Raw genomic sequence first — 25,369 nt, 5'->3', positions numbered from 1 at the left:
GCATCGGTTTCCGGCGGCATCCCGCCGGAAACCGTTACGCCTCTTTGGGTTCAACGTACCTCGGGTAGACCGGCTCCGGCGCGGGCAGCGGCGTGCCCGCCACCAGTGGCGTGCCGATGTCGGCGAAGGTGCGGCCGGGCTGGGCGAGCAGGTCGAGGATCTTGGCGGCGGAGTCGGGCATTACCGGCTGCACCAGGATCGCGACGATGCGCACCACCTCGAGCGTGACGTAGAGCACCGTCGCCATGCGCGTCAGATCCGTCTCGGTACCCGACTTGCGCAGGGCCCACGGCTGCTGCGCGGAGAAGTACCGGTTGGTCTCGCCGAGGGTGAGCCAGAGCGCTTCCAACGCCAGATGGATCTGCTGGCCGTCGAATTCGGTTCGGCAGCGGTCGAGCAGCGCGGCCGCGCGATCGAGCAGTTCCCGGTCCTCGGGGGTGAATTCGCCGGGGGTCGGCACGGCGGCGTCGCAATTCTTGTTCACCATCGTGAGACTGCGCTGCACCAGGTTGCCGAATTCGTTGGCCAGGTCGGCATTGATGCGGCCGACGATGGCCTCGTGGCTGTAGCTGCCGTCCTGGCCGTAGGAGATCTCGCGCAGGAGGAAGAAACGCAGCGCGTCCAATCCGTACGTCTCGACCAGCGCGAGCGGGTCGACGACATTGCCGACCGACTTCGACATCTTCTCGCCCTTGTTGTACAGGAAGCCGTGCACGAAAACGCGTTTCGGCAATTCCACGCCCGCCGACAGCAGGAACGCGGGCCAGTAGACGGTGTGGAAACGGGTGATGTCCTTACCGATGATGTGCACATCGGCGGGCCAGTATTTCCGGAAGGCGGCCGATTCCGTGTCGGGGAAACCGACGCCGGTGAGGTAGTTGGTGAGCGCGTCCACCCACACGTACATGACGTGATCGGGGTGGTCAGGCACCGGCACACCCCAGTCGAAGGTGGTGCGGGAGATCGACAGATCCTTCAGTCCCGCTTTGACGTAACTGACGATTTCGTTGCGCCGCGTTGCGGGCGCGATGAATTCCGGATGCTCCTCGTAGAGCGCGAGCAGCTTGTCCTGGTAGGCGGATAGGCGGAAGAAGTAGTTGGACTCCTCGGTCCACACCACCGGCGTCTTCGATTCGGTCGAGATCCGGGAACCGTCGTCGAGGAGGGTAGTCTCCTCGTCGGTGTAGAACGCCTCGTCGCGCACCGAATACCAGCCCGAGTAGTTCCCGAGGTAGATGTCGCCGTTGGCGAGCATCCGCTCCCAGATCGCGAAACTCGCGCGCTGGTGGTCCTCGTCGGTGGTGCGGATGAAGCGGTCGAAGGAGATGTCGAGGCTCTTGTCCATCGCCTCGAACACGTCGGAGTTGCGCGTCGCCAGTTCCTCGACCGGAATGCCCTCGGCCGCCGCGGTCTGCTGCATCTTCTGACCGTGCTCGTCGGTGCCGGTCATGAAGAACACGTCGTACCCGTCGAGCCGCTTGAACCGGGCGATGGCATCCGAAGAGATGTACTCGTAGGCATGCCCGATGTGCGGCGCACCGTTGGGGTACGCGATGGCCGTGGTGATGTAGAAGGCTGGTGCCTCGGCACCGGTGGGTGCTGTGCGGTCGGCTGCGCTCATGGTGTGTCTACTGTAGTGCGCGTGCTTCGAGTCGTTCGAACGAATATCCCTGTGGCAACCGCCGTGGTCGCCGAGGCGGGCCGGTGAGCGCGAAGCGGGAGGCCCCCGCGCCGCCCGAACCGCTCACGCCGCTGGTGGACGCGCACACCCATCTCGACTCCTGCGGCGCGAGCGACGCCGATTCGGTCGCGGTGGTCGTCGACCGCGCGGCCGCGGTCGGCGTCGGCACGATCGTGACGGTCGCCGACGATCTGGCCGCCGCGCGGTGGGCGGTGCGCGCGGCGCACTGGGACCACCGGGTCTACGCGGCCGTCGCCCTGCACCCGACCCGCGCGAACGCCCTCGACGACGCGGCGAAGGCGGAGCTGGAGGAGTTGGCGGGCGACCCACGCGTGGTGGCGGTCGGCGAGACCGGACTCGACTACTACTGGCCGGGCAAGCTGGATGGCTGCGCGGATATCGAGACCCAGATCGAGGGGTTCCGCTGGCATATCGACCTGGCCAAGCGGGTGCGCAAGCCGCTGATGATCCACAACCGCGAGGCCGACCACGACCTGCTGACGGTGCTGCTCGACGAGGGCGCGCCGTCGAAGGTGATCTTCCACTGCTTCTCCTCCGACACCAATATGGCGTTGTCGTGCGTCGACGAGGGCTATGTGCTGAGTTTCTCGGGCACGGTGAGCTTCAAGAACGCGCACGATCTGCGCGAGGCGGCTCAGGTGGTGCCCGACGACCAGATCCTGGTGGAGACCGACGCGCCGTATCTGACCCCGCATCCGTTCCGCGGCGCGCCGAACGAGCCGTATTGCCTGCCGTACACCGTGCGCGCGCTGGCGGAATTGCGGAATCAGGATCCGGTGGAACTCGCGCGGATCACGACGGCGAACGCGAGGCGGGTCTACGGAATCTGACCGCGCACGCGCGTAACCCCGATGATCTTCCGATACACAAATTGTGGGATAGGTCACTCGACGCTGCTATTCCGTGATTTACCTGCGGCATCGAGATCTGTTCGTGATATGAAATGACGCCGTTCCCGCCCGTACGGCTTGTCGAGCCCGTACCGCTTCGTTATCGTGCTGTGACCATGTCCCACTTCGTGCGTATCAACCAGTCCCGATCGCCGCTGCTCTACGCGGCGGTCGCGATGTTGTTGATCACGTTGATCGTGGGCGCGGCGATGGCGATCGTGAACCGCAAGACGGTCACGGTCGTGGTCGACGGCGAGCAATCCACCCAGACCACCATGTCGCGCAATGTCGCGGGCGTGCTGCGCGCCGCTGGGCTCTACGTCACCGATCGCGACCTCGTGCGGCCGACGCCCGCCACGGCGCTGGTCGACGGCGCGACCATCGTCTTCAACCGGGCGCGCGAGATCACCCTCACGATCGACGGCGCCCAGCGCAAGGTGTGGACCACCGGCATCACCGCGGGCGAAGCGCTCGAACAGCTGAAGATCCCCGCCGACACCTTCGTCTCGCCCGGCCGCGACCAGCGGATCCCGCTGATCGGTGCGGCCCTGCAGGTCTCCACCGCCCGCACGGTGTCCCTGCTCGACGGTATCGGCGCCTTCGTCGACGTCCGATTGGCCGCGCCGACGGTCGGCGAGTTCCTGAAGACGGCGGGCATCCCGCTGATCGAGCAGGACAGCGTCGAACCGGCCGCCGAAACGCCGCTCACCGACGGCATCAAGGTGGTCGTCACCCGCAAGCGGGTGGAGAAGCGCGTCGAGACCATGCCGCTCGACCCGCCGGAGAACGTCATCGAGGACGTCACCATGAACATGAGCCGCAGCGTGGTGGAGAGCACGGGCGCGCCGGGTGTGCAGGACGTCACCTTCGCCGTCACCGTGCTCAACGGTCAGGAGATCGCCCGCGAGCCGGTCGCGAGCACGGTCACCACGCCCGCCCAGCCCAAGACGGTCCGCAAGGGCGCGAAGCCGGGCACCGAGGTGCCGCCGGTGCGCGACGGCGCGATCTGGGACGCGCTTGCCCGCTGCGAATCCACCGGCAACTGGGCCATCAACACCGGCAACGGGTATTACGGCGGCATCCAATTCGACCAGAGCACCTGGGAGCGGCAGGGCGGTACGCGGTACGCGCCGCGCGCCGATCTGGCCACCCGCGAGGAGCAGATCGCGATCGCCGAGGTCACTCGAGCCAGGCAGGGCTGGGGCGCGTGGCCCGCCTGCACGAGTCGACTCGGGCTCGGTTGAGCATCGAACCGGTGCGTCGCGTCGGTTCGGGGTACGAGTCGGTGCCGTGCCGTATTCGAGGCTTGATAGGTTCGTCCGGTGTCCGAACCCGATAACTCCGTGCGCGGTCCCGGCGCTACCAGGGGCGGTGCGGCGCTGCTCGGCCCCGCCGAGGTGCGGACGCTGGCCGAGCGGTTCGGCATCCGACCCACCAAACAGCTCGGGCAGAACTTCGTCCACGACGCCAACACCGTGCGGCGCATCGTCGCCGCGGCAGGCGTCGGTGGCGCGGATACGGTGCTCGAGGTCGGTCCCGGCCTCGGCTCGCTGACCCTCGCGCTGCTGGACGTGGTGGATTCGGTGGTCGCGGTGGAGATCGACCCGCTGCTCGCGCGTTTCCTGCCCGCGACGGTCTCCGACCGCGCGCCGGAACTGGTCGGCAGGCTCCAAGTGGTCGAGGCGGACGCGCTGCGGATCGCGGCGACGGATCTGCCCGCAACCCCGACGGCGCTGGTCGCGAATCTCCCCTACAACGTGGCGGTTCCGGTGCTCCTGCATCTGCTCGCCGAGATCCCCACGTTGGCAACGTCTTTGGTCATGGTGCAGGCCGAGGTGGCGGATCGGCTCGCGGCCGAGCCGGGCAATCGGGTGTACGGCGTGCCCAGTGTCAAGGCGGGCTTCTTCGGCACGGTGCGCCGGGCGGGCGCGGTGGGCACCCAGGTCTTCTGGCCGGTGCCTCGGGTGGATTCGGGTCTGGTCAGGATCGAGCGGTACGCCCGCGCGCCGTGGCCGACCGACGACCCGTTCCGCCGCCGGGTGTTCGAGGTGATCGATGCGGCGTTCGCCCAGCGGCGCAAGACCTTGCGCGCGGCCTTGGCGGGCTGGGCCGGGTCGGCGGTGGCGGCCGAACGTCGACTGATCGCGGCGGGCATCGATCCGACGGCGCGCGGGGAGACCTTGGACACCGCGGCGTTCGTCCGGCTGGCGCAGACGGATTGAGCCGCGCGCACCCGTGCGGTACCGAAAGTCGGCACCGGATTTGCGGGTTCGCGGGAATCGGCGCTAGTATCGGCGGCCACGCCTGATCACGTTCGGGCGGTGTTCGGCGGCAACCCGAGTGGTGCCGACCGGTTGCCGGTGGCGAAACACGGTGGCGGGGGCTTCCTGTGGCTCGACCCGCCGGTTCCCGTTGTGCTGCACGGTCTCCGACCTGTGGAGAAGTCCGGTGGATAACGAGCGCGAGTGTGAATAGTCAACTTTTTCATTTGTGCTGGTAATGCTCGCGCGAGAGCTGCCGTCATTCAGCGTCTTCGGCTGTGATGCCGCCATCGCGCTCAGGGAAAGCGCAGTTCAGCGTGCATATTTCGACGTGCGTCCGAACGGGCCGATTCGGTTCGCTCATGGGTGTCCACCGCCTGTGTGAACTCCGTCACCGCCTGTGGATGAATCTGTGAGTACTCGGGCATCGACGGTGAACTCCGCCGTGTGCACCGAACCCCCATGGGCGAAGTCCAGATACAGGCGGTAGCGCCCGGCGCCGAGCGCCTTCGCGTGAAAAGTCACATCGGGACCGCGGCTGCCATCGGTTTGCGGATGGACGTGCAGGTAGGCGAGGTCCTCGGCGCGCAGCGCGACCAGGTGGCCGTTCGCGCCGAGATACGGTTCCAGATCCGACACCGGGAAGCCGCCGCGGGAGACGGTGAATCGCAGTTCGCCACCGCGGGTGTCGAGTTCGCCGTGGCGGGTCACCTGGTAGCCGTCCACGCTCGCGGTCTCGGAGATCGGGGCGAGCGGTCGCGGCGTCGCATCCCCGGTGACCGTGACCGTCTCGCTGAGCACCAGATCGCCGGGGGAGTCGGGTGTTTCGGGCACGAAGTCGGCGAAGACGCGATATGTGCCGGGAGCCGCCCAGGTCCAGTCGACCGACCAGAGTCCGTCGGCGTCCATCCTCGGATGGGCGTGCCGGTACTCGGTGGTGTCCGAGCGGACCACGATCAGGTGTAGTTTCTTCTCGTGCTGGGTGGCGAAGCGGGTCAGCGGTGCGCCGTCGGGTCCGAGGACGCGCAGGCGCAGTGTGCCTGCCTCATTCGGCGCGGCGGGTGCGGTCAGATCGGTGAGGCGGTAGCCGGACGCGGCGGCGGATAGTCCGCTCGCCGCCGGTGTTCCGGTGTCGCCCGGCGCACGCTCGTCCGGATCGCCAACCAGGGCTCCGATGCCGAGTGCGACGCCGAACAGCGCGACCAGTACCCCCGCCGCGACGAATCTCGGCCGGAGCGACATCAGACGGCGACCTCGTAGCCCGCCTCGTCGACGGCGGCGGCGATCTCGGCGTCGGAGACCGGTGCGGTGCTCTCCACGCGGACCGCGCCGGTGTCGAGATCGACCTCGACGCCGGTCACCCCCGCGATCCTGCCGATCTCCTCGCGCACCGAACCGGCGCAGTGGCCGCAGGTCATACCCTTGACGGTGTAGGTGGACGTGGCCATGGTCGACTCCTTCGTAGTCCTTATGCCTTCAACATACCCCTGAGGGGTATAGCTGGCAAGCGGCCGATCGCCGCTCCATAACGAATCGCGCCCAACAGGTGAATGGCATCCGTCGGGGGCGCGGGTGTCGTACCCACCGGTTAGGCTTGAGCATCGTGTTGTCAGTAGTCCCAAGCCCCGTCACCGTGCGCGCGCCGTCGAAGGTGAACCTCCACCTCGGAGTCGGCGACCTGCGCGCGGACGGCTACCACGATCTGACAACCGTATTCCAGGCACTCTCGCTCAGCGACGACGTCCGCATCGCGCCGTCGAGCGCGTTGACGGTGCGGGTCAGCGGCGAAGGCGCGGCCGAGGTGCCCACCGATCGCGGCAATCTGGTGTGGAAGGCGGCCGTGCGCCTTGCCCATCTCGCGGGCCGCGCCCCGCTGGTTGAGATCGCCATCACCAAGGGCATTCCGGTGGCGGGAGGCATGGCAGGCGGCAGCGCCGACGCCGCCGCCGCGCTGGTCGGCCTCAACGAACTGTGGGATCTGAGTCTGAGCCGCGACGAGTTGTCCACGATCGCCGCCGAATTGGGCAGCGACGTCCCCTTCGCCCTGCACGGCGGCACCGCGCTCGGCACCGGTCGCGGTGAACGCCTGCTTCCGGTATTGTCGCGCAACACCTTTCACTGGGTGCTCGCCCTCGCCAAGGGCGGACTTTCCACCCCTTCGGTCTTCGCGGAACTGGATCATCTGCGCGAGCACGGTGCGCCGCCGCGCCTCGGCGAACCGCAGCGGCTCATGCAGGCGCTGGCCGCCGGTGACCCGAAACAGCTTGCGCCGCTGCTCGGCAACGACATGCAGGCTGCGGCGCTGTCGCTGAAACCCGAGCTGCGCCGCACCCTGCGCGCGGGCGTCGGCGCGGGCGCGCTCACCGGACTGGTCTCCGGTTCCGGACCCACCTGCGCCTTCCTCTGCGAGAGCGAGGAATCCGCCATCGCCGTCGCCGCCGAACTCGCGGGGGCGGGCGTGGCGCGCAGTGTCCGCACCGCGAGCGGTCCGGTGCCCGGTGCGCGCGTGGTCGGCGGGGAGCCGCAGGCCAAACGCTGAACCCGGCCTGCCCTGAGCTCGGCCTGCCCTGAGCTCGGGTGGCGCTGAGCTCGGGGGCGCAGGGTCCGGGTGGCGCTGAGCTCGGGTGGCGCAGGGTCCGGGTGGCGCTGAGCTCGGGTGGCGGTGAACGCGAGTAGCGGTGAACCCGGGGGAAATATCGGGTTCCACCCGCGAGCTAGGCTTGCTCGGCAGGTATCGCACCGCCTGCGTGACCTTCGGAAGGATCCATGTCCAACCTGATCAACCTCGAACAGGTATCCAAGAGCTTCGGTGTCAAACCCCTGCTCGACGGCGTATCGCTCGGCGTGCACGCCGGTGAGCGCATCGGCGTCGTCGGTCTCAACGGCGGCGGCAAGACCACCCTGCTCGAGGTGCTGACCGGACTCGAGCCGCCCGATTCGGGGCGGGTCAGCCGGGTCAACGGGCTGCGCATGGCGGTGGTGACCCAGCGCGGGGTGCTGCCGAAGGGTGCGACGGTCGGCTCGGTGGTGCTCGCGGGCCTGGCCGACGATCGACGCGGTTTCGGCGACGACCACGATCTGGCCGAACACGAGTGGGCGTCGAATCCGCGTATCCGCTCGGTGCTGGAGGGCATCGGCATCGACGGCCTCGGCATGGACGCGGGCGTCGACAATCTGTCCGGTGGTGAGCGCCGCCGCGTCGCGCTGGCCGCGGCGCTGGTGCGCGAGCTCGACCTGCTCGTCCTGGACGAACCGACCAACCACCTCGACGTCGAGGGCGTGCAGTGGCTGGCCGGGCACCTGCTGGAGCGGCGCAGCGCGTTGGTTGTCGTCACCCACGACCGCTGGTTCCTCGACACCGTTGCCACGAATACCTGGGAGGTCGTCGGCGGCAAGGTCGAGAGCTACGAGGGCGGTTACGGCGACTGGATCTTCGCCAGGGCCGAACGCGCCAGGCAGGCCGACGCGAGCGAGTCGCGGCGGGCGAATCTGGCCAGGAAGGAATTGGCCTGGCTGCGCCGCGGCGCGCGGGCACGCACCTCGAAGCCGCGTTATCGGGTCGAGGCGGCCGAGGCGCTCATCGCCGATGTGCCGCCGCCGCGCGACAGCGTGTCGCTGGCCGCGTTCGCCCGCAAACGGCTCGGGCGGGTGGTGGTCGAACTCGAGAACGTGACACTGGCCACGCCCGACGGCCGCACCCTCGTCGACGACCTGACCTGGCGACTCGCGCCGGGCGAGCGGGTCGGCCTGGTCGGGGTGAACGGTTCGGGCAAGACCACACTGCTGCGCGCGCTCGCGGGCGACGCGGAACCGGCCGCGGGCAAGCGGATACAGGGCCAGACCGTACAGATCGGTTGGCTGCGCCAGGAATTGGACGACCTGCCGACCGATATGCGCGTGCTGGAGGCCGTGCAGCAGGTCGCGCAGCGAATCATGTTGGGAGACAAGGAGATTTCCGCAGGTCAGTTGGCCGAGCGGCTCGGTTTCGCGCCCGCGCGCCAACGCACCCCGGTCGGGGACCTGTCCGGCGGCGAACGGCGCCGCCTGCAGCTGACCCGCATCCTCATGGCGGAACCGAACGTGCTGCTGCTGGACGAGCCGACCAACGACCTCGACATCGATACCCTCCAGCAGTTGGAGGACCTGCTCGACAACTGGGCGGGCACGCTGGTCGTCATCAGCCACGACCGCTACCTGATCGAGCGCATCGCCGATTCCACCTGGGCGCTGTTCGGCGACGGCAAACTGACCAACCTGCCCGGCGGCATCGACGAGTACCTGGCGAAACGCGCGGCGACGGTCACCGCGCCCGCCAAGGACACCGCGGCGGCTCCGGCCACCGATGCCGCCGCCTACCGGGCCGCGCGCAAGGAACTCGCGAAACTCGAGCGCTCCATCGACAAACTCACCGAGCGCGAACAGAAGCTGCACGCGGCACTTGCCGACGCGGCCACCGATCCGGACAAACTCGTGACCCTCGGCGCCGAACTCAAACAGGTCCGCGCCGAGAAGGAGACCGCCGAGGAGCGCTGGCTGGAATTGGCCGAGGGCGCCTGACGGGTCAGCTGGTTCTGCGGGCGCGGCTGTCGGGCGCGATCGTCGGCAGGCTGGTCCGCGCGAAATCCGCGCTGAGAAGAGGAGTGCCTGCTGGAACTGGCCGGGGCGTTCGACGGGTCAGCTGGTTCCCGAGGCTCGGCCGTCGGGCACGACCACCGGCAGGCAGGTCTGCACGAAATCCGCGCCGAATTCGGTGAGCGTGATGCTGCGGTAGTACACCTTGGTGCCGAATCCGGAGCGCTTGAGCACTTCTCGCACCGGCGGCTGGGCCTCGAGGATCTGGTAGCGGTTCGGGTTCCCGACCGGTTCGCCCGCGTTGTCGATCAGGCCGAGCCTGCGTAGGTTGGGCAGGTATTGCGAAATCCGGTTGGGGAAGCGCAATCCGGCGTGTTCGCCGATGAGGTTGATGCCGGAGACGACCCGCTCGGCGCCGATGCCGCGCGGGCGGCCGGTGCGGATGTCGATCGCGGGCTGCGCGCCGTCCATGTGCAGGAAACGCAGGATGCGCGCCTCGTCGGGGGTGAGGTCGGCCAGCATGCGCGCGAAGGCCGGGTGGATCTCGTGCGCTTCGGCGTGCGGGCTCGACGAGAGCCGCAGCAGCGCCGCGCCCTGTTCGCGCAGTGTCGGCACCCCGTCGGCTTCGGGACGCGCGGCCGGTGACGGCAATCCGAGCGCGCGGCGCAGCGCGCCCCTGAACTCCGATTCCGCCTCGGCGAGCACTTCGCGCGTCGGTGTGCCCGCCAGGCTGCCGCGCACCACGGTGGCGCCGACGCCGATCGCGGTGTCGACGCTCCACGCGGTGACCGCGCCCGCCGCCGTGACGGCGACCTTGGCGACGCCGGTCGCGGCGCGAACGGTGTCGAGCGCGCTGGGGCGGCTTCGCTTGTTCGGGGCCGCGACCACGGCCTCGGCCGGCCTGCGGCTGAGTTCGGTGGACGGCCCTTCGGTGTCGGGACGGGTCACCGGATCGGAGGATTCGGCGGTGTCGTTGTCGTCGCCGCCCGCATCCGTCACAGCCATGTCGTCGCCACTCCCGTTCCGAAGATCAGGATATGAGCGTATCCGGCGAACAGTCCGAGTACGCCGCCATGCAGAAAAAGAAGCCATTCGTCCTGTTTGATGGCGGCACGGAGCATGTCGACGAAGTCGTTGGGCGACAGCGCCGCCATCTGTTTGGCGATGTAGTCGTTGATCTGCTTGCCCTGGCGGACGTTGAACTCGGGATCGGCGAAGGCGATGGGCGCGATGGACATGGCCTCGGTGGTGAGGGTGGATTGCAGGCTGTCGTACTCGCGGCTGCCGAGCACGAATTTGACGGCGGAGCGCGCGGGGCCGAGCGCACGGTCGGCGGCCGGGCGCAGGGTGTCCTCGAGCATCTGCATGGTGCGGTCCGAGCGCGGGCCGTTGAGCAGTTCGTCGCCGATATTGGCAACGGTGATGACCTGGCTGGAGACCAGTTCGGCGTAGCCCGCGGTGATCTCGTCCTGGCGTTTGATGAGCAGTCCCTGCCGCCACGGGCACCACCACTTGGGGTAGGCGGGGGCGAAGATCATGTTCAGCCCGACCCAGTTCACCACCCACCCGATGATCACGCCGCCGACCGGAAGCACCACCAGCGTCGACAAGCCGGTCAGGTGCAGCAGAGCGACCAGCACCACACCCATGGGCGCGCCGAAGTAGAAGCCGAAGTTCTGCATGAACCGCAGTTCCTTGGCGCCGAGCACCTGGAACAGGGTGTTCAACAGATGCGGGCGGGCCTGAAAGTAGCGGATCACCATTTGTTTGACGTCGATCAGTTGATCGATATTCGCGCCGAGTTCAACGGTCAGTTCCCGAAGAATGTCGGGGAGTTGCTGCCGGACGCGCGCGTGCACCATCTCGCGCACCTGGGTCGGCAGGTTGTACCAGAGTTGTGGATGCTCGCGCCGCAGGATTTCCTCGACGATGTCCTTGATCTGCGCGTCGGCGATAACGGTCAGATGTTCGGCGAGTTTGTCCGGCTCGAGTTCGCGATAGAAGTCGGCGACGCTGCCGAGCTTGGCCAGACCTTTGTCGACGGCGATGCTCGCCATTTTGTCGGCGCGCGAGGGAACGATGCCCTGCCAGCCGATACGTCCGTCGTAGCTGAGCAGCGGCAGTATCTGAATTCGTTTGGGCAGGAACGGGAAAAGGGCTCGCAGACCGGGCAGGCGGACACCGTGGAAGGCGATCGGCTTGAACAGCATGAGGATGCCGGTCCAGTTGGTGATGTAGCCGATCACGCCGGTGAACAGAGGAATTGTCAGGAGTTCGAGGAGGATCGTCGGATGGATTCCGAAAAAGCTCTCTAACACGACATCCTCCTGCCGATACACCGGTGGTCGCCGCCGCACCGGCACCCCAAACTAGCACCCCGTCGCGGCGCGGACCCCATTGTGAGCCGTCCGGTCGTGTCGCTCCGTGATGCCGTGGATCACGCGTCGAATACCGCGTGCGCGCGGTGGCCTGGATCACCATGGGCGGCGGCCGGACGCGCGCGGCGGCCCTGGGGAAGGTGTGGTTCGGCGCACCTGGAAGGCTGGCGGACAATAATCTGTGGGGGCAGACGCTCGTTCACTTGTTCACTTTGGCAATACATCGGAGTAGACGTGACAGACGACAGGACCGGACAGGACATCACCCGAGCCGGTTCCCGTTCCGTGGAGCGCGGCTCGGATGTGGAGCAGCGCCAGATCAGCAATGAGGCCAGGTTGATCCGCGGCGTGTTCCGCGCGGCCGGGCTCGCGGCGGGCACCGCGGTGCGCGGCAGTCAGTGGGCGGTCAACACTTCCTACGAGGTCACCAGGGAGATCACCAAGGCCGCCCTGGACGGCGAGTCCTCCGCCGATATCGCCGAACGCACCGGGAACGCGCTGCGGTCGATCGCGCGCAGCGCCCTCGGCGTCACCGAGGGTTCGGTGCGCGAAATCGTCAGTTACGTACCGACTCCGGCGGGCAACGGGTCGGGTCAGCAGCAACCGGTCGCCATCGGCCCGCACCTGCGCTCGGCGACCACGCAGGAGTTGCGCCGTCGCGGCGACGCGCTGCTCGCCCGCTCCGCCGATGTCTACTTCACCGAGGACGTGCATCCGGCCTACGACCGCATCCTCGACGAACTCGCCCCCGACGAAGCCCGCATTCTGCGCTTCATGGCGCTCAACGGTCCGCAGCCCGCGGTGGACGTGCGCACGAACCGTCCGCTCGGTATCGGTTCCGAATTGGTACAGGGCGACCTGACCTCGGTGCCCGAGCAGGCCGGCGTGCGCTACCCGGACCGCGCCCGCCCCTACCTCATCAACCTCAAGCGGCTCGGCCTCGCCCTGACCTCCGACGATCCGGTGGTGCTGAGCCGCTACATGGTGCTCGAGGTGCAGCCGGTGGTCGAGGCGGCGCTGAAGAAGGCCGGTCGCGCGCCCAAGATCGTCCGCAAGAGTCTGCGCCTTACCGAGTTCGGCGAGGATTTCTGCCGCACCTGCTTCACCATCGGGAACTGAATTCCCCCCGGCGAGGGTTATAGCGATCTGATACAAATCTTCCGCATTCGCGAAGCGCGGTCCGCGCGGATGGGATTGTTGGAACCATGGACCAGGACAACGGTGGTCGGGAGCGTGGCGACCCCGGCGTGCACACCGCCGAACAGGAGCTGGACGACGGGGTCGAGGTCGGTCCGACCGTGCCCGACGACGCTCGCGACGCCGCCGAGGACGATCCGCGCGTACATTCGGCCCCGCCGCGGCGTGACGACCGCGACGTCGACGACATGACCGCGATCAGCAGGCTCAAATTTCGTTACCTGCGCACCCTCGACACGAAATCATGGGACGAGTTCGCCGACACGATGATTCCCGAGGCGACCGCGACCTACAGCGAATATCTGCAATTCGAATCGCGCGACGCCTTCCTCGCCTTCATGCGCAACACCCTCGGGCCGCACGTCATCACCGAACACCGCTGCGACCACCCCGAGGTCGACATCGACGGCGACACCGCGAGCGGCACCTGGTACCTCGCCGACACCGTGCTCATCCCCGCGCACAACATGCTGCTGCGCGGCGCGGCCTTCTACCACGACCGCTACGTGCGCTGCGAGGACGGCAACTGGCGGATCTCGCACACCGGCTACGAACGCACCTACGAGGTGGTGCTCTCCCTCAGCGACCTGCCGAGCCTGCGGCTGACCTCGAGCCGCTGGGGTCTGATCGCCCGCGAGGACGGCATCGCGCCCGTGGAGATGGATCCGGGCACGACCCCGGTGCGCCGCGAACCCGAATGAGCGTCAGTCCGCGGTCGCGACCAGCGGTTCCAAGGTCAGGGCCGGATGTTCCTTCTCGATGTACTGCAACCGCCACTTGTCGCTGAACAGCGCGAGCAGCACCCCGTCGCTGCGGGTGAACACTTCGACCCCGCGCTGCCGGTCGAGTTCGGCCGCCGATTCCGCGTCGGTGCGCCGCGCCAGCGAATAGGCCAGGAAATCCATCGTCGTCTCGACATTGAATTCCGCCAGCATCCTGGCCGTGACCACCTCGAACTGCATGGGTCCGACGGCGGCCAGCACCGGGGATGCGTCACCGCGCGCGTCGTTGCGCAGCACCTGTACCACGCCCTCGGAGTCGAGCTGGTCGATGGCCTTGCGGAACTGCTTGTACTTGCCCGCGCTCTGCGCACGCAGCGCGGCGAAATGCTCCGGCGCGAACGACGGGATGGGCGGGTACTCCACCTTCTTGTCCACGAACAGGGTGTGACCGGGGGCGAGCGCGGTGGCGTTCACCAGGCCGACCACATCGCCCGGATAGGCGGTGTCCACGGTGGAACGCTCCCGGCCGAAGACCGTCAGCGCGTATTTGGTGGCGAAGGGGCGCCCGGTCTGCGCGTGCGTGACCACCATGCCGCGTTCGAATTCCCCCGACACGATCCGCATGAACGCCAGTCGGTCGCGGTGCGCGGTGTCCATGCCTGCCTGCACCTTGAACACCACCGCGCTGAACGGGGCCGTTGTCTCGCGCGACCGGCCTTCCACGTCAAGGCGCGCGGCGGGCGGCGGCGCCAGTGCGACCAAGGTCTCGAGCAGTTGCCGGACGCCGAAGTTCAGCATGGCGGAGGCGTAGATGACAGGTGAGGTCTGCCCCGCGAGGAACAGTTCCTGATCGTGGTCCTGACCGGTCGCCGACAGCAGTTCGCTCTCCTCGGCGGCGGTGGCCCACGCCTCGCCCTCGCGCGCCTCGGCCTGCTCGGGACGCAGCGATTCCTCCGGCGCGATGGTCGCGCCGCCCGCCGTGCGGGTGAAATGGATGTACTCGGTGGCCGCGCCGTCCTCGCCGCGGCGCAGCAGGCCGCGGAAATCGCCCGCGATGCCGACCGGGAGGAACAGCGGCGTCGGAATCAGGCCGATGCGCTCGTTGATCTCGTCGAGCAGTTCCAGCGGCGCGCGGCCGGGCCGGTCCCACTTGTTGATCACGGTGATCACCGGGATGCCGCGGTGGCGGCACACCTGGAACAGCTTCAACGTCTGCGGTTCGAGGCCCTTGGCCGCGTCGATCAGCATCACCGCCGCGTCGACGGCGGTGAGCACCCGGTAGGTGTCCTCGGAGAAATCCGAGTGGCCGGGGGTGTCGACCAGGTTGATGACGGTGTCGGTGTCGGCGCCCGCCGCGCGGTAGTTGAACTGCAAGGCGGTGGAGCTGACCGAGATGCCCCTCGCCTTCTCCATCTCCATCCAGTCCGAGACCGTCGACTTGCGTCCGGCCTTGCCGTGGATGGCGCCCGCCTCGGAGATCATCCGCGCGTGCAGCGCGAGCGCCTCGGTGAGCGTCGACTTGCCCGCGTCGGGGTGGGAGATGACCGCGAACGTGCGACGCCGTGCGGTCTCGGCGACCAGTCCGCGCGGAGTGGGAGCGACGACATCCTCAGGGGCGGTCACGAGTCAACCTTTCACGACAACCGGGCGGCAACCTGTCCAGGGTACGTGACCGGGTGCGGGCCGCCGCGCGGCTGTGCCGCTGACCACCCGGTTCGAAGCGGGTCGCCGCGCTGGGGTATGGTGTTCGGGTTGTCTCGGCGAGGGTGACCGCAGACCTTGTGCGTTCACCGTGATCGACGCGGCTCGGCTGTCCGGCCGTCCCCGTTCGGTCTTCGCCCGACGAGTAGACCACCGCGCCAGTGTTTCGGCAACAGCTTTCCGCTGCCGAGGATCGCTGGCAGACCACAGCCCGGATGAGCCGTAGGAGTAGATCCAGTCATGTCCGACGTCAACGTACTCGAAGCCGCCGTACGCACCGAGTTCGGTAAAGGCGCCGCCCGTCGCACCCGTCGTGCAGGCAATGTTCCCGCCGTGCTGTACGGCCACCAGTCCGATCCGAGGCACCTGTCGCTGAACGCCCAGGCGTTCGCCGCCATCCTGCGCGAGCACGGCACCAACGCGGTGCTCAATCTCGTCATCGACGGCCAGCAGCAGCTCGCGCTCACCAAATCCGTTGTGGTGCACCCGATCCGCCGCTACATCGAGCACGCCGACCTGCTCGTGGTCAAGCGCGGCGAGAAGGTCACCGCCGACGTGCCCGTCAACGTCACCGGTGAGGCCGCCTCCGGCACCCTGGTCACCCAGGAAACCACCACCATCTCCATCGAGGCCGACGCGCTGAACCTGCCCGAGTCCATCGAGATCTCCATCGAAGGCGCCGAGCCGGGCACCCAGTTCACCGCGGGCCAGGCCACCCTGCCCGCGGGCGTCACCCTGGCCGTCGACGCCGAAACCCTGATCGTCAACGTCATCGTCGCGCCCGCCGCCGAGCCCGAGGCCTCGGCCGAGGGTGCGGGCGAGGCCGCCGAGGCCGCCGAATAACCTTCGTCTCCATGACGGACTCCGTGACCGGCCCCGCGCTCGTGGTCGGACTGGGTAATCCCGGTTCCGAATACGAACGCACCCGGCACAATATCGGTTTCCTGGTCGCCGACGTGCTCGCCGAGCGCGTCGGCGGTCGTTTCACCGTGCACAAGAAATCCGGCGCCGACCTGCTGCAAGCCCGTCTCGACGGGCGTCAGGTGCTGCTCGCCAAACCCCGGTCGTTCATGAATCTGTCCGGTCGCCCCGTCGCGGCGCTGGCGAAGTTCTTCTCGGTGCCCGCCACCGAGGTCATCGTCGTCCACGACGAACTCGACCTGCCCTTCGGGGAGATCAAACTCAAACGCGGCGGCGGCGAAGGCGGTCACAACGGCCTGCGTTCGATTTCCAGCGCGCTGACCACCAAGGACTATCTCCGGGTCCGACTCGGGATCGGTCGGCCGCCCGGTCGCCAGGATCCCGCCGATTACGTCCTGAAACCCTTCTCGACCCCGGAACGCAAAGAGGTTCCGGTGATCGTCGAACAAGCCGCCGACGCCGTGGAACTGCTGCTGAAGGTCGGTCTGGAACCGGCGCAGAACCGCCTGCACTGAGTGACCTCGGCCACCGAGTGCTCTTCAGCGCGCGGTGAGCGCCCCGCCCGCGGCTCGCCACTGGATCAGGCCGCCGCTCATGTTCACGGCTTCGAAACCATTCTCCACCAGCAGATTCGCCGCGCCCGCCGAGCGCAGGCCGCCGGTGCAGAAGGTGATGAGCAGCCGGTCGTCGGGCAGTTCCGCGCAGCGTTCGAGCAGATTCTCCAGCGGCAGGTGCACGGCCACCGGAATATGCACACGATTCCATTCGAATTCGCGCCGCACATCCACGACGAGCGCGCCCTTCGCGACCAACCCGATCGCCTCCGCGGCGCCGACGGCCGGTGGTCTCTTCAAGTAGTGCCGCAGGCTCATGCGATTCGCGCCTCTCTCGCTGTCACCGGCGCGTATCGAGGGAAGAGGCTGGTGGCGACCGCGACCGGGCCGACGAAGAGGATGCCCGCCACGACGTGGACGGACAGCAACAGGGATTCCATAACCTTCAGTTTAACTGAAGGTTAGTCGGATGCCGCCGTCATGAGCCCGGCATCACTCGATCCATGAGCGTGCGCAACGCCTCGCGCAACTCGGGATGCTGCGCCGCGAACTCGGCGTCGAGGCGAACCACGGCCTCGGCTGCCCGGTCCAGCAGCGCGTTGCCCGCCGCTGTCACCCGCAGCGTCGAAGCGGCCCCGGCGTGTGCGGTGCCGTCATCGACCAGTCCCGCCGCCGCGAGGGCCGCGACCGCGGTGTGCGCGCTCTGCGCGGTGATGCGCGAACGCCGACCGAGCTCACTGAACGAGATGCCCGGATTCCCCCTGATGTGTCCCAGCAACCCGTACTTCCGGGTGGTCAGGCCGAGCGGCTTCAAAGCGTCGGTCAACGCGGCGTCCCACACTCGGCTCACCGTCAGCAGCATGATCGTCGGGCTGAAGGGCGGCGGTTCGGACATGAGGGCAGGTTACCCGCCGAATGTGGGCCTCCCCGCTGTCTGGATTCGCGGGTACGCGGGACATCGATTGCCCGGTTGGCGGGTGTATCGAACGTCATGGTTCGGTCGAAATGGGACAGTCACAGTGGGTTCGTTGGTGTACTCGATGTAGAGGTTCGTTCGGGGACTTGGTGCATCGGTCGAGGAGGGTGGCGTGGCGGGACGGGTCATGTCGGCGGAAGAGGCCGACAAACTCTGGGCAGCTTGGACTCCCGGTGAGTTCGCGGAACGGATGGCCGGGGTCGGGGTGAGTTGGTATGTGGCGGCGGGGTGGGCGTTGGATCTGTTCACCGGAGGCGGGGCGCGGGCGCATTCGGATCTCGAGATCGGGGTTGCGCGAGAGGACTTCCGGGAGATCGAGTCGGTATTCGCCGGATGGGAGTGGGAAGTCGTCGGGGATGGGCGGGTCTGGGCCTGGCCGGAGGAAGCGGGGGAGCATCATCAGACGTGGTTGCGGGAACCGGAGTCGGGGCTCTATCGCGTCGATGTGTTCCGGGAACCGCGGCACGGGGATCGGTGGGTGTGTAGGCGGGATTCCGCTGTCACGCTGCCCTATTCGGAATTGATTTTGCGGACCGAGGACGGCATACCGTATTCGTGCCCCGAGGTCGCGCTGTTGTTCAAGGCGAAAGCATTGCGCGACAAGGATTCGGAGGATTTTCGGCGGGTGCTGCCCGCGCTGAATTCGGACCGGCGTGCGCGATTGGCGGAGTGGTTGACGCGGGTGCATCCGGGACACCCGTGGATCGAGCAGGTCGCTTGATTCGCGGACACCACGGGGGCGACGCCGTGTGCTTCAGGTAGGGCGCGTGGTCGCGCGGGATGTCGGAGGTTCGGCGTAGGTTCGACGCATGAGCGGATTCACCGGGTTCCCGCTGGCGGGACTGGACTTCTACGAGGACTTGGAGGCCGACAACTCGAAGACGTTCTGGACGGCGCGCAAGGATGTCTACGAGGAGGCCGTGAAGGCGCCGATGGTGGCGTTGACGGCGGAACTCGAGGCGGAGTTCGGCGCCGCCAAGATCTTCCGCCCCTATCGTGACGTGCGGTTCTCCAAGGACAAGGCCCCGTACAAGACGGCACAGGGCGCGGTGGTGAGCACGGCGCCTGGCACGGGCTGGTATGTGCAGATCAGCGCGGCGGGATTGTTCGTCGGCGGGGGATTCTATTCGGGTACCCCCGCGCAGGTGGCGCAGTTGCGAGCCGCCATCGATGACGACGTGCGCGGCGCGGAGCTGATGGCGATCCTCGCGAAACTCGGCAAGTCGGGATTCGAGATCGGCGGGGAGAAATTGAAGACGAAACCGAAGGGCTACGAGGCCGACCATCCACGCATCGACTTGCTCCGGCACAAGTCCATCACCGCCCGCAAGGAACTCGGCGCCCCCGACTGGCTGCCGACCGCGCGCACCGCGAAAGAAGTGCGCAAGACGTGGGAAACCATGCGGCCGTTCATCGACTGGCTGACAGCGGTGGTCGCGATCACCGGCTGAACGCGGCGGAAAAAGTGCCTCAGGCCGTGTGGACGGGGGTGAGGTCGGTGCCGGGAGGCGGGCGCAGGCGGCGCAGGGTGCCGTCGAAAACGGTGACGTACAGGGCGAAACCCGCGCCGTCGGGGCCGATGCGGACCGAACTCGGACCGGTCCAGCCGGAGGAGAGTCCCGAGGCGATGCGGCAGGTGGCTCCGGTGACGGGGTCGACCCGGTGGATCGCGCCCTCCACGTGCGCGGCGACGTAGAGCTCTCCGGAGTTCGTGATGGTCAGATCGTCGAGCCCGGGGAACAGGCCGGGAACCGTGGCGACGACGGTCCAACGGTCGGGGGTGGCGAGAGGAATGTTGATGACCTGGCCGGTGAAGAGGTCGTCGGTGTAGACGGACTGTCGGTCGAGGCTGAGCGCCAGCCCTTCCGAACGCGGAATCGGCGACCATTTCGTTTCGACGGCGCCGGTCTCGTGCCGGTACCTGGTCACACCGGTGTGCGGCACGCCGAAGTCGGTGCCGATCCAAGTGGTGAGGAAGTCGCCGTCTGGTAGCCGCAGCAGGCCGTTGGGGACGGTCATCGTCGCGAGGTAGGTCAGTTCACCGGTGCCGGTGTCGTAGCGCGACAGTGCGCCGTCGCTTCCGGTGACCACGTACAGGTCGGTGCCGACCAATTGCAGGCCGCGCGGAAAGCGCAGGTTCTCGAGGACCGTGGTGACCTCCCCGGCGGCGTCGATGTGGTAGACACGCGACCTGCCGGACAGGTAGAAACCGCCCTGGCCGTCGGGTTCGAGGTTCTCCAACTCTTCCAGGTCCGATGCCACGGTATCGACCTGCCAGCCCGAGCAGCCCGGCGCAGGTTCCGCCGTCGCCGTCGGCGCGACCGCGATACCGACGCCGATCGCCGCCGTCAGGAACAGTCCGCGAAATCGCCTGCCAACCTTCATCACCTCATCAACTTACGACAGGGCCGTCGGATGTAGGGCATACGGTCGGGTCGGCGGGCACACCGATCGGCCGCCACGCTGTTCGCGCGGCGCGTCCCGACCGGTGCGGGTGACGAATTCCGCTGCGGCCCTGCCTCAGGTCCGTGCCGCCAGCACCAGCGCGAACCGGTCGTCGGGATCGGTCCACACCCGCTCGGTCTCGAATCCGGCGGCGGCCAGTTCGGCGCGCAGACCATCGACGTGGAATTTGGCGGAGATCTCGGTGAGGATCTGTTCGCCTCGATCGAATCGCACCGTCAGGTCCAGTTCCCGCACCCGGACCGCCATGTCCTCGGTCGCGGCCAGACGCATCTCGATCCACTCGTGTTCGGTGTCCCAGCGCGCGATGTGCTCGAATTTCTCCGGCTCGAAATCGGCGTCGAGGCGAGCGTTCAACACATGCAGCACATTCCGGTTGAACTCGGCGGTGACACCCGCCGCGTCGTCGTAGGCGGGCACCAGTATTTCCGGGGCGATCACCAGGCCCGCACCGATCAGCAACTGTTCGCCGGGTTCGAGCACATCGCGGATGCCCGCCAGGAATTCCGCGCGTTCGGCCGGGACCAGATTGCCGATGGTCCCGCCGAGGAAGGCGATCATGCGGCGTCCGCCACGCGGCAGGTTCTGTAGGGTATCGGTGAAATCGCTGACCACGCCGTGCACGCCGAGCGTGGGGAACTCCGCGGCAACCCGGTCCGCCGCCTCGCGCAGGGCGGTCGCGGAGACATCCTGCGGGACATAGGTTTTCAGCGGTCCGTCGGCGGTCAACGCGGACAGCAGCAGTCGGGTCTTCGCGGCCGAACCCGCGCCGAGTTCCACCAGCACCTCGGCGCGCGCGTCGCGGGCGATCTCGCCGACCACCCGCTCCAGCAGCGCACGCTCGGTGCGGGTCGGGTAGTACTCGGGGAGTTCGGTGATCCGCTCGAACAATTCGCTGCCGCGCGCGTCGTAGAACCACTTCGGCGGCAACCATTTCGGGTCCGCGGTGAGGCCTCGGGTGGCGTCGGAACGCAGCGCGGTGGTCAGGTCGGCGTCGGATAGGTGGATCTCCACGGTCGGTGCGGTCATTGCACAAGCCTTTCGGGATCGGACAGTGTTTTGCCGGGCAGCGGCGGTTTGCCGGGCAGCGGCGGTTTGCCGGGAGGCGGCGGGTCGACGGGAAGCAGTGGTTCGACGAGAAGATGATTCGGGCGCGCGGTCACCAGACTGCGGTCGGGAACGGACTGCCAGCGCGGATCGTCGTCGAAGGGTTCGGAACAGAGGATCGCGAAGGTGTCGGTGACCAAGGCCGACAGCGCGTGGTCCCATGTGGTCGCCCACAGTTGCGCGCCGTCGCCGAGCAGCAGGTTCAGCCGTGCCTTCGGCGCCTGCGCGAGGACGGCGGCCATCAGCAGGCGCAGCGCGGCGGGCGCTGCCGACCAGTCGCCGTCGGGTTGGTCGGTGGCGAGCAGTCCGCGCAGCAGCACCCAGAGCGTCGCCGAGTCGGTCGCGGCCTCGGCTTCGAGCAGCCGGGACGCGTCGAACAGCGCGCCCGCGCCGAGTTCGTTCGCGGTCGAGGAGAATTCGGATGCCACGGTGGTGAGTGCGGTGCGCCAGTCCGGCACGACGCCGTTGTGGCTGAACGCCCACCGGCCGTGGGTGAACGGTGCGCACGCCGAGAGCTGCACCGGCATGCCGACCGTGGCCGAGCGCACCGCGCCGAGCACGGCCCACGACTCCAGTTGCGGCAGTACCTCCTCTACCGCGGGATCGGTCCAGATCGGGGCCGGATTCCGGTAGCGGCTCACGGTGATCGCGCCCTCGTCGTCCTCGCGCCACCACGCCACGCCGAAACCGTCGGCGTTGATGGTGCCGCCGCGTCGCATGTCGCGCGGCGCCCACGCCTGCGTGCGCAGCGAATGCGCGCCGAGGGTGAGCATGTCGCCGACCCGGACCCGAGGACCGACGTACCCCAGATGTCGGCACATCAGCGCATCCGCCCCGACCCGAGTACCGGCCGGTGACCGCGCATCACAGTTCCTCGGGACGCGGATCACGCGCCAGTCGGAATCCGGCGAAGATCTGCCGCCGGATCGGATGATCCCAGTTGCGGAACGTGCCGCGGCAGGCGACCGGGTCGGTGCCGAAACTACCGCCGCGCAGCACCCGGTAGTCGCCGCCGAAGAACACGTCGGAGTATTCGGGGTAGGGGAAGGGGCGGAAACCGGGATACGCCTCGAACCCGGATGACGTCCACTCCCACACGTCGCCGATGAGCTGATGCACGCCCGCGGGCGACGCACCCTTCGGATAGGCGCCGACATCGGCGGGTTCCAGATGGCGTTGCCCCAGATTCGCGGTGTCGGCTTCGGGTTCGGCGTCGCCCCACGGGTAGCGGCGGGAGACGCCGGTGGTCGGGTCGAAACGGGCGGCCTTCTCCCACTCCGCCTCGCTGGGCAGCCGCTTACCCGCCCAGGCGGCGTATGCCTCGGCCTCGAACCAGCACACGTGCACCACCGGCTGATGGGGACGTAAGGGTGTCATCACACCGAAGATGCGCCGCCACCAGTTCCCGGCCGGATCGGACTCCCAGAACTGCGGCGCCGTCAGCTCGGATTCCGTGCGATGCGCCCAGCCGCGCTCGGACCACAGGTCACGGCGGTGGTAGCCGCCGTCGGCGATGAAGGCCGCGTACTGCTCGTTGGTGACCGGGGTCGCGTCGATCACGAACGCGGGCAATCGAACCGGGTGCGCGGGCCGCTCGTTGTCCAGCGCCCACGGGTCGGTCGAGGTGCCCATCGTGAACTCGCCCGCGGGGATGAGTACTTCTCCGCCGACGGGCGTACCGGAGGCGGGCGGTGCGGGCGCGGTCAGTACCGCGGGCCCGGAACGCAGTTGATGGGTGGCGAGCATGGTCTCGTCGTGCTGCTGTTCGTGCTGGGCGATCATGCCGAAGGCGAAACCGCCGTCGAGCAGCGGGCTTCCTCGTAATATGCTGCGGTCGAGCACATCCCACACCTTGTCGCGGACGACGCCGACATAGTCGCGGGCCTGGTTCGGGTCGAGCAGCGGCAGCGCGGGCCGGTTCGCGCGGGCGTGTTTGAATGCGTCGTAGAGTTCATCGATATCGGCGCGCACCGGTTCGCGGCCGCCCACGTCGCGGACCAGCCACAATTCTTCCTGATTGCCGATGTGCGCGAGATCCCAGACGAGCGGGCTCATCAACCGCGAATGCTGAGCCACAAGATCGGCTTCGTCCACCGCGTCGGTCAGGGCGGTGGTGCGGGCGCGTGCCCTGGTGAGCACGGTGGCGATGTGCCCGCGTAGTCGTTCCACTTCGGTGTGGTCGGTGGCTGGACTGATTGTCACGAGAGGTGTCTCCGAGCGTCGTTCGAAATGAATCGTTCCGTGAAGAGCGGTCGGTGTCGGGGGTGCGGATCAGCGGCGGGTCATGTCTGTTCCCGGTGGGGTGCGACCGGCCAGGGACGGTTCGTCGCGGTGCCGAGCGTGGAGCAGGTCGATGACCCGGCGGGATGCGACCAGCTCCGGCGATGGTTCGCGGTGGTGCCGAGTGCGGGTCATCTCGGTTGCCGGGCGGGGTGCGACCAGCCGGGGGGCGGTTTGCGGTCGTGTCGAGCCGCGGGTCATGTCGGTTCTCCGGTGGGGGTCCGACCGGCCAGGCATCGGTTCGCGGCGGCGTCGAGTTCGGTCCGAGCGGAGTCTGTCGGGGCGTTTGCGGCTGCCAGCGCGAGCAGATCCGAGGCGATGGCACGGATCTGCGGGTCGGCGAGTCCGTGTCGCGCGGCTTCCACCCACCGGCCGGTCAGCGGCGCGGCGAGCGCGGTGGCCTCCGCCGCGACTCGCGGGCTCGACAACAGAGCGTCGACGGCGTGGATCGGAACGGCCCACACGTCGGCGGGTTGCGCGTCCAGATAGCGGATCTCCAAGTGGCCGGAGGCGCGGATCGGCGGGAAGAGGGTGGTGAGGTGATAGTCGAGGTCGGCGACGGCGGGACGGCGGCCGACCTCGTCGTCGAGTGCGCCCGCGAGCCAGTCGGCGAAGGTGGCGCACGGCGGCGGCGTCCAGTCGGCGACGGACTCGGCGCGACGCACGCACAGTAGTGGCACGTCCAGCGCCCAGCGGGCATAGGCGGAGACCGGATCGTCCCAGTCCTCGGCGGGTGGTCGGGCGCGGGCGTTGTCCAGGCGCAACCACGTTCGCATCCGCTGCGAAGCCCACTCCCCTGCGGGGGCGCCGAACAGGACGGGCGAGCACGCGAACGCGGCCACCAGCGCAGGACCGAAGACGTGCGCCGCGCGCCAGCGGGCGGCCACCTGCGCGGCATCGGCGCCCGCGTCCACGCTGACCTGCGTCGCGGCGGTATTGCACATCATCAACCTGCCGAAGGGGCCGATACCGTCGAAGGATTTCTCCATCGCGCGGTAGCGGGGCAGTGGCAGCACGCGCTCGGGAGGGCGCGCGGTATCCGCGGACGCGGAGATCATGCGGATGGATCGGGCGCCGAGCAGGTCACGCAGGAGGCGCGTGTCCTCGGCGAGCCGCTCGCAGAGCTCGGCGGCGGAGGGGAACGGTGCACTGGAGAGTTCGATCTGGCCGCCGGGTTCCATGGTGACCCGGCTGCCACCCGGCAGGGACAACTCGGGCGAGTCGACGGCGATGGACCGCGGCGCGTACGGTCCGAGTGCCGCGGCCAGGGCGGCCGATCCTGGGCGTGGATCGCCCGGCGCGGAATGCTCACCGTAGACCGTGAGCCATTCTATTTCCGCGCCGATCAGCGCGGGTGGTCCCAGTTTGAAACAAACACCGCCCACATAGGCTTCGGCCGCGGCGCGCGAGGACAGTTGTTCCGAGGGTGGGGCCGCGCCTGCCGATTCCGGATGTTCGAGTGTGACCGCCATGCCAACCTCCACCGTGGTCCGGTGCCGCCGGACGGGTGGTCCGGAAAACACCGACTCCGAATACTCGTACCGAGTGGGTCGTACCGTCGGGTTCGAACGGCCGGATGTGCTCCGAGCACTCGGTGATCGTCCTTCGCGCTGTCGTTCTGTTGCTGGTTCGCCGTTGTTTGCTG

General features: G+C 68.2%; 25 protein-coding genes. 11 read left to right on the top strand and 14 right to left on the bottom strand.

What is annotated here, in order from left to right; translation table 11 throughout:
• Positions 1 to 34 precede the first annotated feature (34 nt).
• Positions 35 to 1,621: a methionine--tRNA ligase gene (metG, locus tag IT779_RS07395; RefSeq protein WP_196148384.1), complete on the bottom strand. Its 1,587-nt coding sequence runs from the start codon at positions 1,619 to 1,621 to the stop codon at positions 35 to 37.
• 83 nt (positions 1,622 to 1,704) lie between these two features.
• Here metG and IT779_RS07390 point away from each other — a divergent pair, with 83 nt between their 5' ends.
• From IT779_RS07390 to rsmA, 3 genes are all read left to right on the top strand, one after another.
• Complete coding sequence (locus IT779_RS07390) at positions 1,705 to 2,532, top strand: TatD family hydrolase (protein ID WP_196148383.1); 828 nt, start codon at positions 1,705 to 1,707, stop codon at positions 2,530 to 2,532.
• Between the two features lie 176 nt (positions 2,533 to 2,708).
• Positions 2,709 to 3,836, top strand: a complete 1,128-nt coding sequence (locus tag IT779_RS07385) for a resuscitation-promoting factor (RefSeq protein ID WP_196148382.1) — start codon at positions 2,709 to 2,711, stop codon at positions 3,834 to 3,836.
• 99 nt (positions 3,837 to 3,935) lie between these two features.
• Positions 3,936 to 4,814, top strand: a complete 879-nt coding sequence (rsmA, locus tag IT779_RS07380; RefSeq protein WP_196148571.1) for a 16S rRNA (adenine(1518)-N(6)/adenine(1519)-N(6))-dimethyltransferase RsmA — start codon at positions 3,936 to 3,938, stop codon at positions 4,812 to 4,814.
• A gap of 399 nt (positions 4,815 to 5,213) precedes the next feature.
• On the opposite strand, the gene IT779_RS07375 is transcribed toward rsmA, so the two are convergent.
• Entirely contained in the window at positions 5,214 to 6,095 is an 882-nt protein-coding gene (locus IT779_RS07375; protein WP_196148381.1) for a hypothetical protein, read from the bottom strand.
• Positions 6,095 to 6,301: a heavy-metal-associated domain-containing protein gene (locus tag IT779_RS07370; protein ID WP_196148380.1), complete on the bottom strand. Its 207-nt coding sequence runs from the start codon at positions 6,299 to 6,301 to the stop codon at positions 6,095 to 6,097. The genes IT779_RS07375 and IT779_RS07370 overlap by 1 nt, the downstream gene beginning before the upstream one ends.
• Before the next feature lie 155 nt (positions 6,302 to 6,456).
• Here IT779_RS07370 and IT779_RS07365 point away from each other — a divergent pair, with 155 nt between their 5' ends.
• Together IT779_RS07365 and IT779_RS07360 are read left to right on the top strand one after the other, a co-directional pair.
• The gene (locus IT779_RS07365) at positions 6,457 to 7,392 is read left to right on the top strand and encodes a 4-(cytidine 5'-diphospho)-2-C-methyl-D-erythritol kinase (RefSeq protein WP_196148379.1); all 936 of its coding nucleotides are present in this window, start codon (positions 6,457 to 6,459) and stop codon (positions 7,390 to 7,392) included.
• Positions 7,393 to 7,619: 227 nt separating this feature from the next.
• Complete coding sequence (locus IT779_RS07360; protein WP_196148378.1) at positions 7,620 to 9,410, top strand: ABC-F family ATP-binding cassette domain-containing protein; 1,791 nt, start codon at positions 7,620 to 7,622, stop codon at positions 9,408 to 9,410.
• Between the two features lie 117 nt (positions 9,411 to 9,527).
• On the opposite strand, the gene IT779_RS07355 is transcribed toward IT779_RS07360, so the two are convergent.
• Both IT779_RS07355 and IT779_RS07350 read right to left on the bottom strand, forming a co-directional pair.
• Positions 9,528 to 10,430: an Abi-alpha family protein gene (locus IT779_RS07355; protein ID WP_196148377.1), complete on the bottom strand. Its 903-nt coding sequence runs from the start codon at positions 10,428 to 10,430 to the stop codon at positions 9,528 to 9,530.
• On the bottom strand, positions 10,421 to 11,743 hold the full coding sequence (locus IT779_RS07350) for a DUF445 domain-containing protein (RefSeq protein WP_196148376.1): 1,323 nt from the start codon (positions 11,741 to 11,743) through the stop codon (positions 10,421 to 10,423). The genes IT779_RS07355 and IT779_RS07350 overlap by 10 nt, the downstream gene beginning before the upstream one ends.
• A 294-nt stretch (positions 11,744 to 12,037) precedes the next feature.
• Between IT779_RS07350 and IT779_RS37530 the strand changes: the two genes are divergently transcribed.
• Together IT779_RS37530 and IT779_RS07340 are read left to right on the top strand one after the other, a co-directional pair.
• Entirely contained in the window at positions 12,038 to 12,922 is an 885-nt protein-coding gene (locus IT779_RS37530; RefSeq protein ID WP_332838699.1) for an Abi-alpha family protein, read from the top strand.
• A 266-nt stretch (positions 12,923 to 13,188) separates the two neighbouring features.
• Positions 13,189 to 13,701, top strand: a complete 513-nt coding sequence (locus tag IT779_RS07340) for a nuclear transport factor 2 family protein (protein WP_196148569.1) — start codon at positions 13,189 to 13,191, stop codon at positions 13,699 to 13,701.
• 3 nt (positions 13,702 to 13,704) lie between these two features.
• On the opposite strand, the gene IT779_RS07335 is transcribed toward IT779_RS07340, so the two are convergent.
• The gene (locus IT779_RS07335; RefSeq protein WP_196148375.1) at positions 13,705 to 15,345 is read right to left on the bottom strand and encodes a peptide chain release factor 3; all 1,641 of its coding nucleotides are present in this window, start codon (positions 15,343 to 15,345) and stop codon (positions 13,705 to 13,707) included.
• 318 nt (positions 15,346 to 15,663) lie between these two features.
• Here IT779_RS07335 and IT779_RS07330 point away from each other — a divergent pair, with 318 nt between their 5' ends.
• Both IT779_RS07330 and pth read left to right on the top strand, forming a co-directional pair.
• Positions 15,664 to 16,266, top strand: a complete 603-nt coding sequence (locus IT779_RS07330; RefSeq protein ID WP_196148374.1) for a 50S ribosomal protein L25/general stress protein Ctc — start codon at positions 15,664 to 15,666, stop codon at positions 16,264 to 16,266.
• Positions 16,267 to 16,277: 11 nt separating this feature from the next.
• Entirely contained in the window at positions 16,278 to 16,859 is a 582-nt protein-coding gene (gene pth / locus IT779_RS07325) for an aminoacyl-tRNA hydrolase (protein ID WP_196148373.1), read from the top strand.
• Positions 16,860 to 16,883: 24 nt separating this feature from the next.
• On the opposite strand, the gene IT779_RS07320 is transcribed toward pth, so the two are convergent.
• Genes IT779_RS07320 through IT779_RS07315 form a run of 3 tightly spaced genes read right to left on the bottom strand, consistent with a single transcriptional unit; the run spans position 16,884 to position 17,793 of the window.
• Complete coding sequence (locus tag IT779_RS07320; protein WP_196148372.1) at positions 16,884 to 17,216, bottom strand: rhodanese-like domain-containing protein; 333 nt, start codon at positions 17,214 to 17,216, stop codon at positions 16,884 to 16,886.
• The gene (locus tag IT779_RS38445; protein WP_269781556.1) at positions 17,213 to 17,338 is read right to left on the bottom strand and encodes a hypothetical protein; all 126 of its coding nucleotides are present in this window, start codon (positions 17,336 to 17,338) and stop codon (positions 17,213 to 17,215) included. Before IT779_RS38445 ends, IT779_RS07320 begins: the two co-directional genes overlap by 4 nt.
• A gap of 38 nt (positions 17,339 to 17,376) precedes the next feature.
• Entirely contained in the window at positions 17,377 to 17,793 is a 417-nt protein-coding gene (locus IT779_RS07315; protein WP_196148371.1) for a MarR family winged helix-turn-helix transcriptional regulator, read from the bottom strand.
• A 193-nt stretch (positions 17,794 to 17,986) separates the two neighbouring features.
• Here IT779_RS07315 and IT779_RS07310 point away from each other — a divergent pair, with 193 nt between their 5' ends.
• Together IT779_RS07310 and IT779_RS07305 are read left to right on the top strand one after the other, a co-directional pair.
• Positions 17,987 to 18,595: a hypothetical protein gene (locus tag IT779_RS07310; RefSeq protein ID WP_332838698.1), complete on the top strand. Its 609-nt coding sequence runs from the start codon at positions 17,987 to 17,989 to the stop codon at positions 18,593 to 18,595.
• Between the two features lie 88 nt (positions 18,596 to 18,683).
• Entirely contained in the window at positions 18,684 to 19,325 is a 642-nt protein-coding gene (locus IT779_RS07305; RefSeq protein WP_196148370.1) for a DUF2461 domain-containing protein, read from the top strand.
• Between the two features lie 19 nt (positions 19,326 to 19,344).
• On the opposite strand, the gene IT779_RS07300 is transcribed toward IT779_RS07305, so the two are convergent.
• The 5 genes from IT779_RS07300 to egtA all read right to left on the bottom strand — a co-directional run bounded on the left by IT779_RS07300 (position 19,345) and on the right by egtA (position 25,196).
• Positions 19,345 to 20,259 (bottom strand): SMP-30/gluconolactonase/LRE family protein, encoded by a 915-nt coding sequence (locus IT779_RS07300; RefSeq protein ID WP_196148567.1) that lies wholly within the window; start codon positions 20,257 to 20,259, stop codon positions 19,345 to 19,347.
• Between the two features lie 135 nt (positions 20,260 to 20,394).
• Positions 20,395 to 21,366: an L-histidine N(alpha)-methyltransferase gene (gene egtD / locus IT779_RS07295; protein ID WP_196148369.1), complete on the bottom strand. Its 972-nt coding sequence runs from the start codon at positions 21,364 to 21,366 to the stop codon at positions 20,395 to 20,397.
• Positions 21,363 to 22,265 carry an ergothioneine biosynthesis protein EgtC gene (gene egtC / locus IT779_RS07290; RefSeq protein ID WP_196148368.1) on the bottom strand — a complete coding sequence of 301 codons (903 nt, stop codon included), beginning with the start codon at positions 22,263 to 22,265 and terminating at the stop codon, positions 21,363 to 21,365. Before egtC ends, egtD begins: the two co-directional genes overlap by 4 nt.
• A gap of 43 nt (positions 22,266 to 22,308) precedes the next feature.
• Entirely contained in the window at positions 22,309 to 23,646 is a 1,338-nt protein-coding gene (egtB, locus tag IT779_RS07285; protein ID WP_196148367.1) for an ergothioneine biosynthesis protein EgtB, read from the bottom strand.
• A 275-nt stretch (positions 23,647 to 23,921) separates the two neighbouring features.
• A complete protein-coding gene (gene egtA / locus IT779_RS07280) occupies positions 23,922 to 25,196 on the bottom strand; it encodes an ergothioneine biosynthesis glutamate--cysteine ligase EgtA (protein WP_196148366.1) in 1,275 nt (424 codons plus the stop codon).
• Positions 25,197 to 25,369 lie beyond the last annotated feature (173 nt).

Origin of the sequence: Nocardia bovistercoris, from assembly GCF_015674855.1 — a bacterium.
Taxonomy (GTDB): Bacteria; Actinomycetota; Actinomycetes; order Mycobacteriales; family Mycobacteriaceae; genus Nocardia; species Nocardia bovistercoris.
Note: the sequence above shows the minus strand (reverse complement) of the source record. Positions and strands in the feature narration are given on the sequence as shown.

Excerpts from the sequence above, each read along its gene's own strand:
- metG (WP_196148384.1), bottom strand. The coding sequence starts at position 1,621 with ATGAGCGCAGCCGACCGCACAGCACCCACCGGTGCCGAGGCACCAGCC.
- IT779_RS07385 (WP_196148382.1), top strand. The coding sequence starts at position 2,709 with ATGTCCCACTTCGTGCGTATCAACCAGTCCCGATCGCCGCTGCTCTAC.
- IT779_RS07375 (WP_196148381.1), bottom strand. The coding sequence starts at position 6,095 with ATGTCGCTCCGGCCGAGATTCGTCGCGGCGGGGGTACTGGTCGCGCTG.
- IT779_RS07370 (WP_196148380.1), bottom strand. The coding sequence starts at position 6,301 with ATGGCCACGTCCACCTACACCGTCAAGGGTATGACCTGCGGCCACTGC.
- IT779_RS07360 (WP_196148378.1), top strand. The coding sequence starts at position 7,620 with ATGTCCAACCTGATCAACCTCGAACAGGTATCCAAGAGCTTCGGTGTC.
- IT779_RS07355 (WP_196148377.1), bottom strand. The coding sequence starts at position 10,430 with ATGGCTGTGACGGATGCGGGCGGCGACGACAACGACACCGCCGAATCC.
- IT779_RS07340 (WP_196148569.1), top strand. The coding sequence starts at position 13,189 with ATGACCGCGATCAGCAGGCTCAAATTTCGTTACCTGCGCACCCTCGAC.
- IT779_RS07330 (WP_196148374.1), top strand. The coding sequence starts at position 15,664 with ATGTCCGACGTCAACGTACTCGAAGCCGCCGTACGCACCGAGTTCGGT.
- pth (WP_196148373.1), top strand. The coding sequence starts at position 16,278 with ATGACGGACTCCGTGACCGGCCCCGCGCTCGTGGTCGGACTGGGTAAT.
- IT779_RS07320 (WP_196148372.1), bottom strand. The coding sequence starts at position 17,216 with ATGAGCCTGCGGCACTACTTGAAGAGACCACCGGCCGTCGGCGCCGCG.
- IT779_RS38445 (WP_269781556.1), bottom strand. The coding sequence starts at position 17,338 with ATGGAATCCCTGTTGCTGTCCGTCCACGTCGTGGCGGGCATCCTCTTC.
- IT779_RS07315 (WP_196148371.1), bottom strand. The coding sequence starts at position 17,793 with ATGTCCGAACCGCCGCCCTTCAGCCCGACGATCATGCTGCTGACGGTG.
- IT779_RS07305 (WP_196148370.1), top strand. The coding sequence starts at position 18,684 with ATGAGCGGATTCACCGGGTTCCCGCTGGCGGGACTGGACTTCTACGAG.
- IT779_RS07300 (WP_196148567.1), bottom strand. The coding sequence starts at position 20,259 with ATGAAGGTTGGCAGGCGATTTCGCGGACTGTTCCTGACGGCGGCGATC.
- egtD (WP_196148369.1), bottom strand. The coding sequence starts at position 21,366 with ATGACCGCACCGACCGTGGAGATCCACCTATCCGACGCCGACCTGACC.
- egtC (WP_196148368.1), bottom strand. The coding sequence starts at position 22,265 with ATGTGCCGACATCTGGGGTACGTCGGTCCTCGGGTCCGGGTCGGCGAC.
- egtA (WP_196148366.1), bottom strand. The coding sequence starts at position 25,196 with ATGGCGGTCACACTCGAACATCCGGAATCGGCAGGCGCGGCCCCACCC.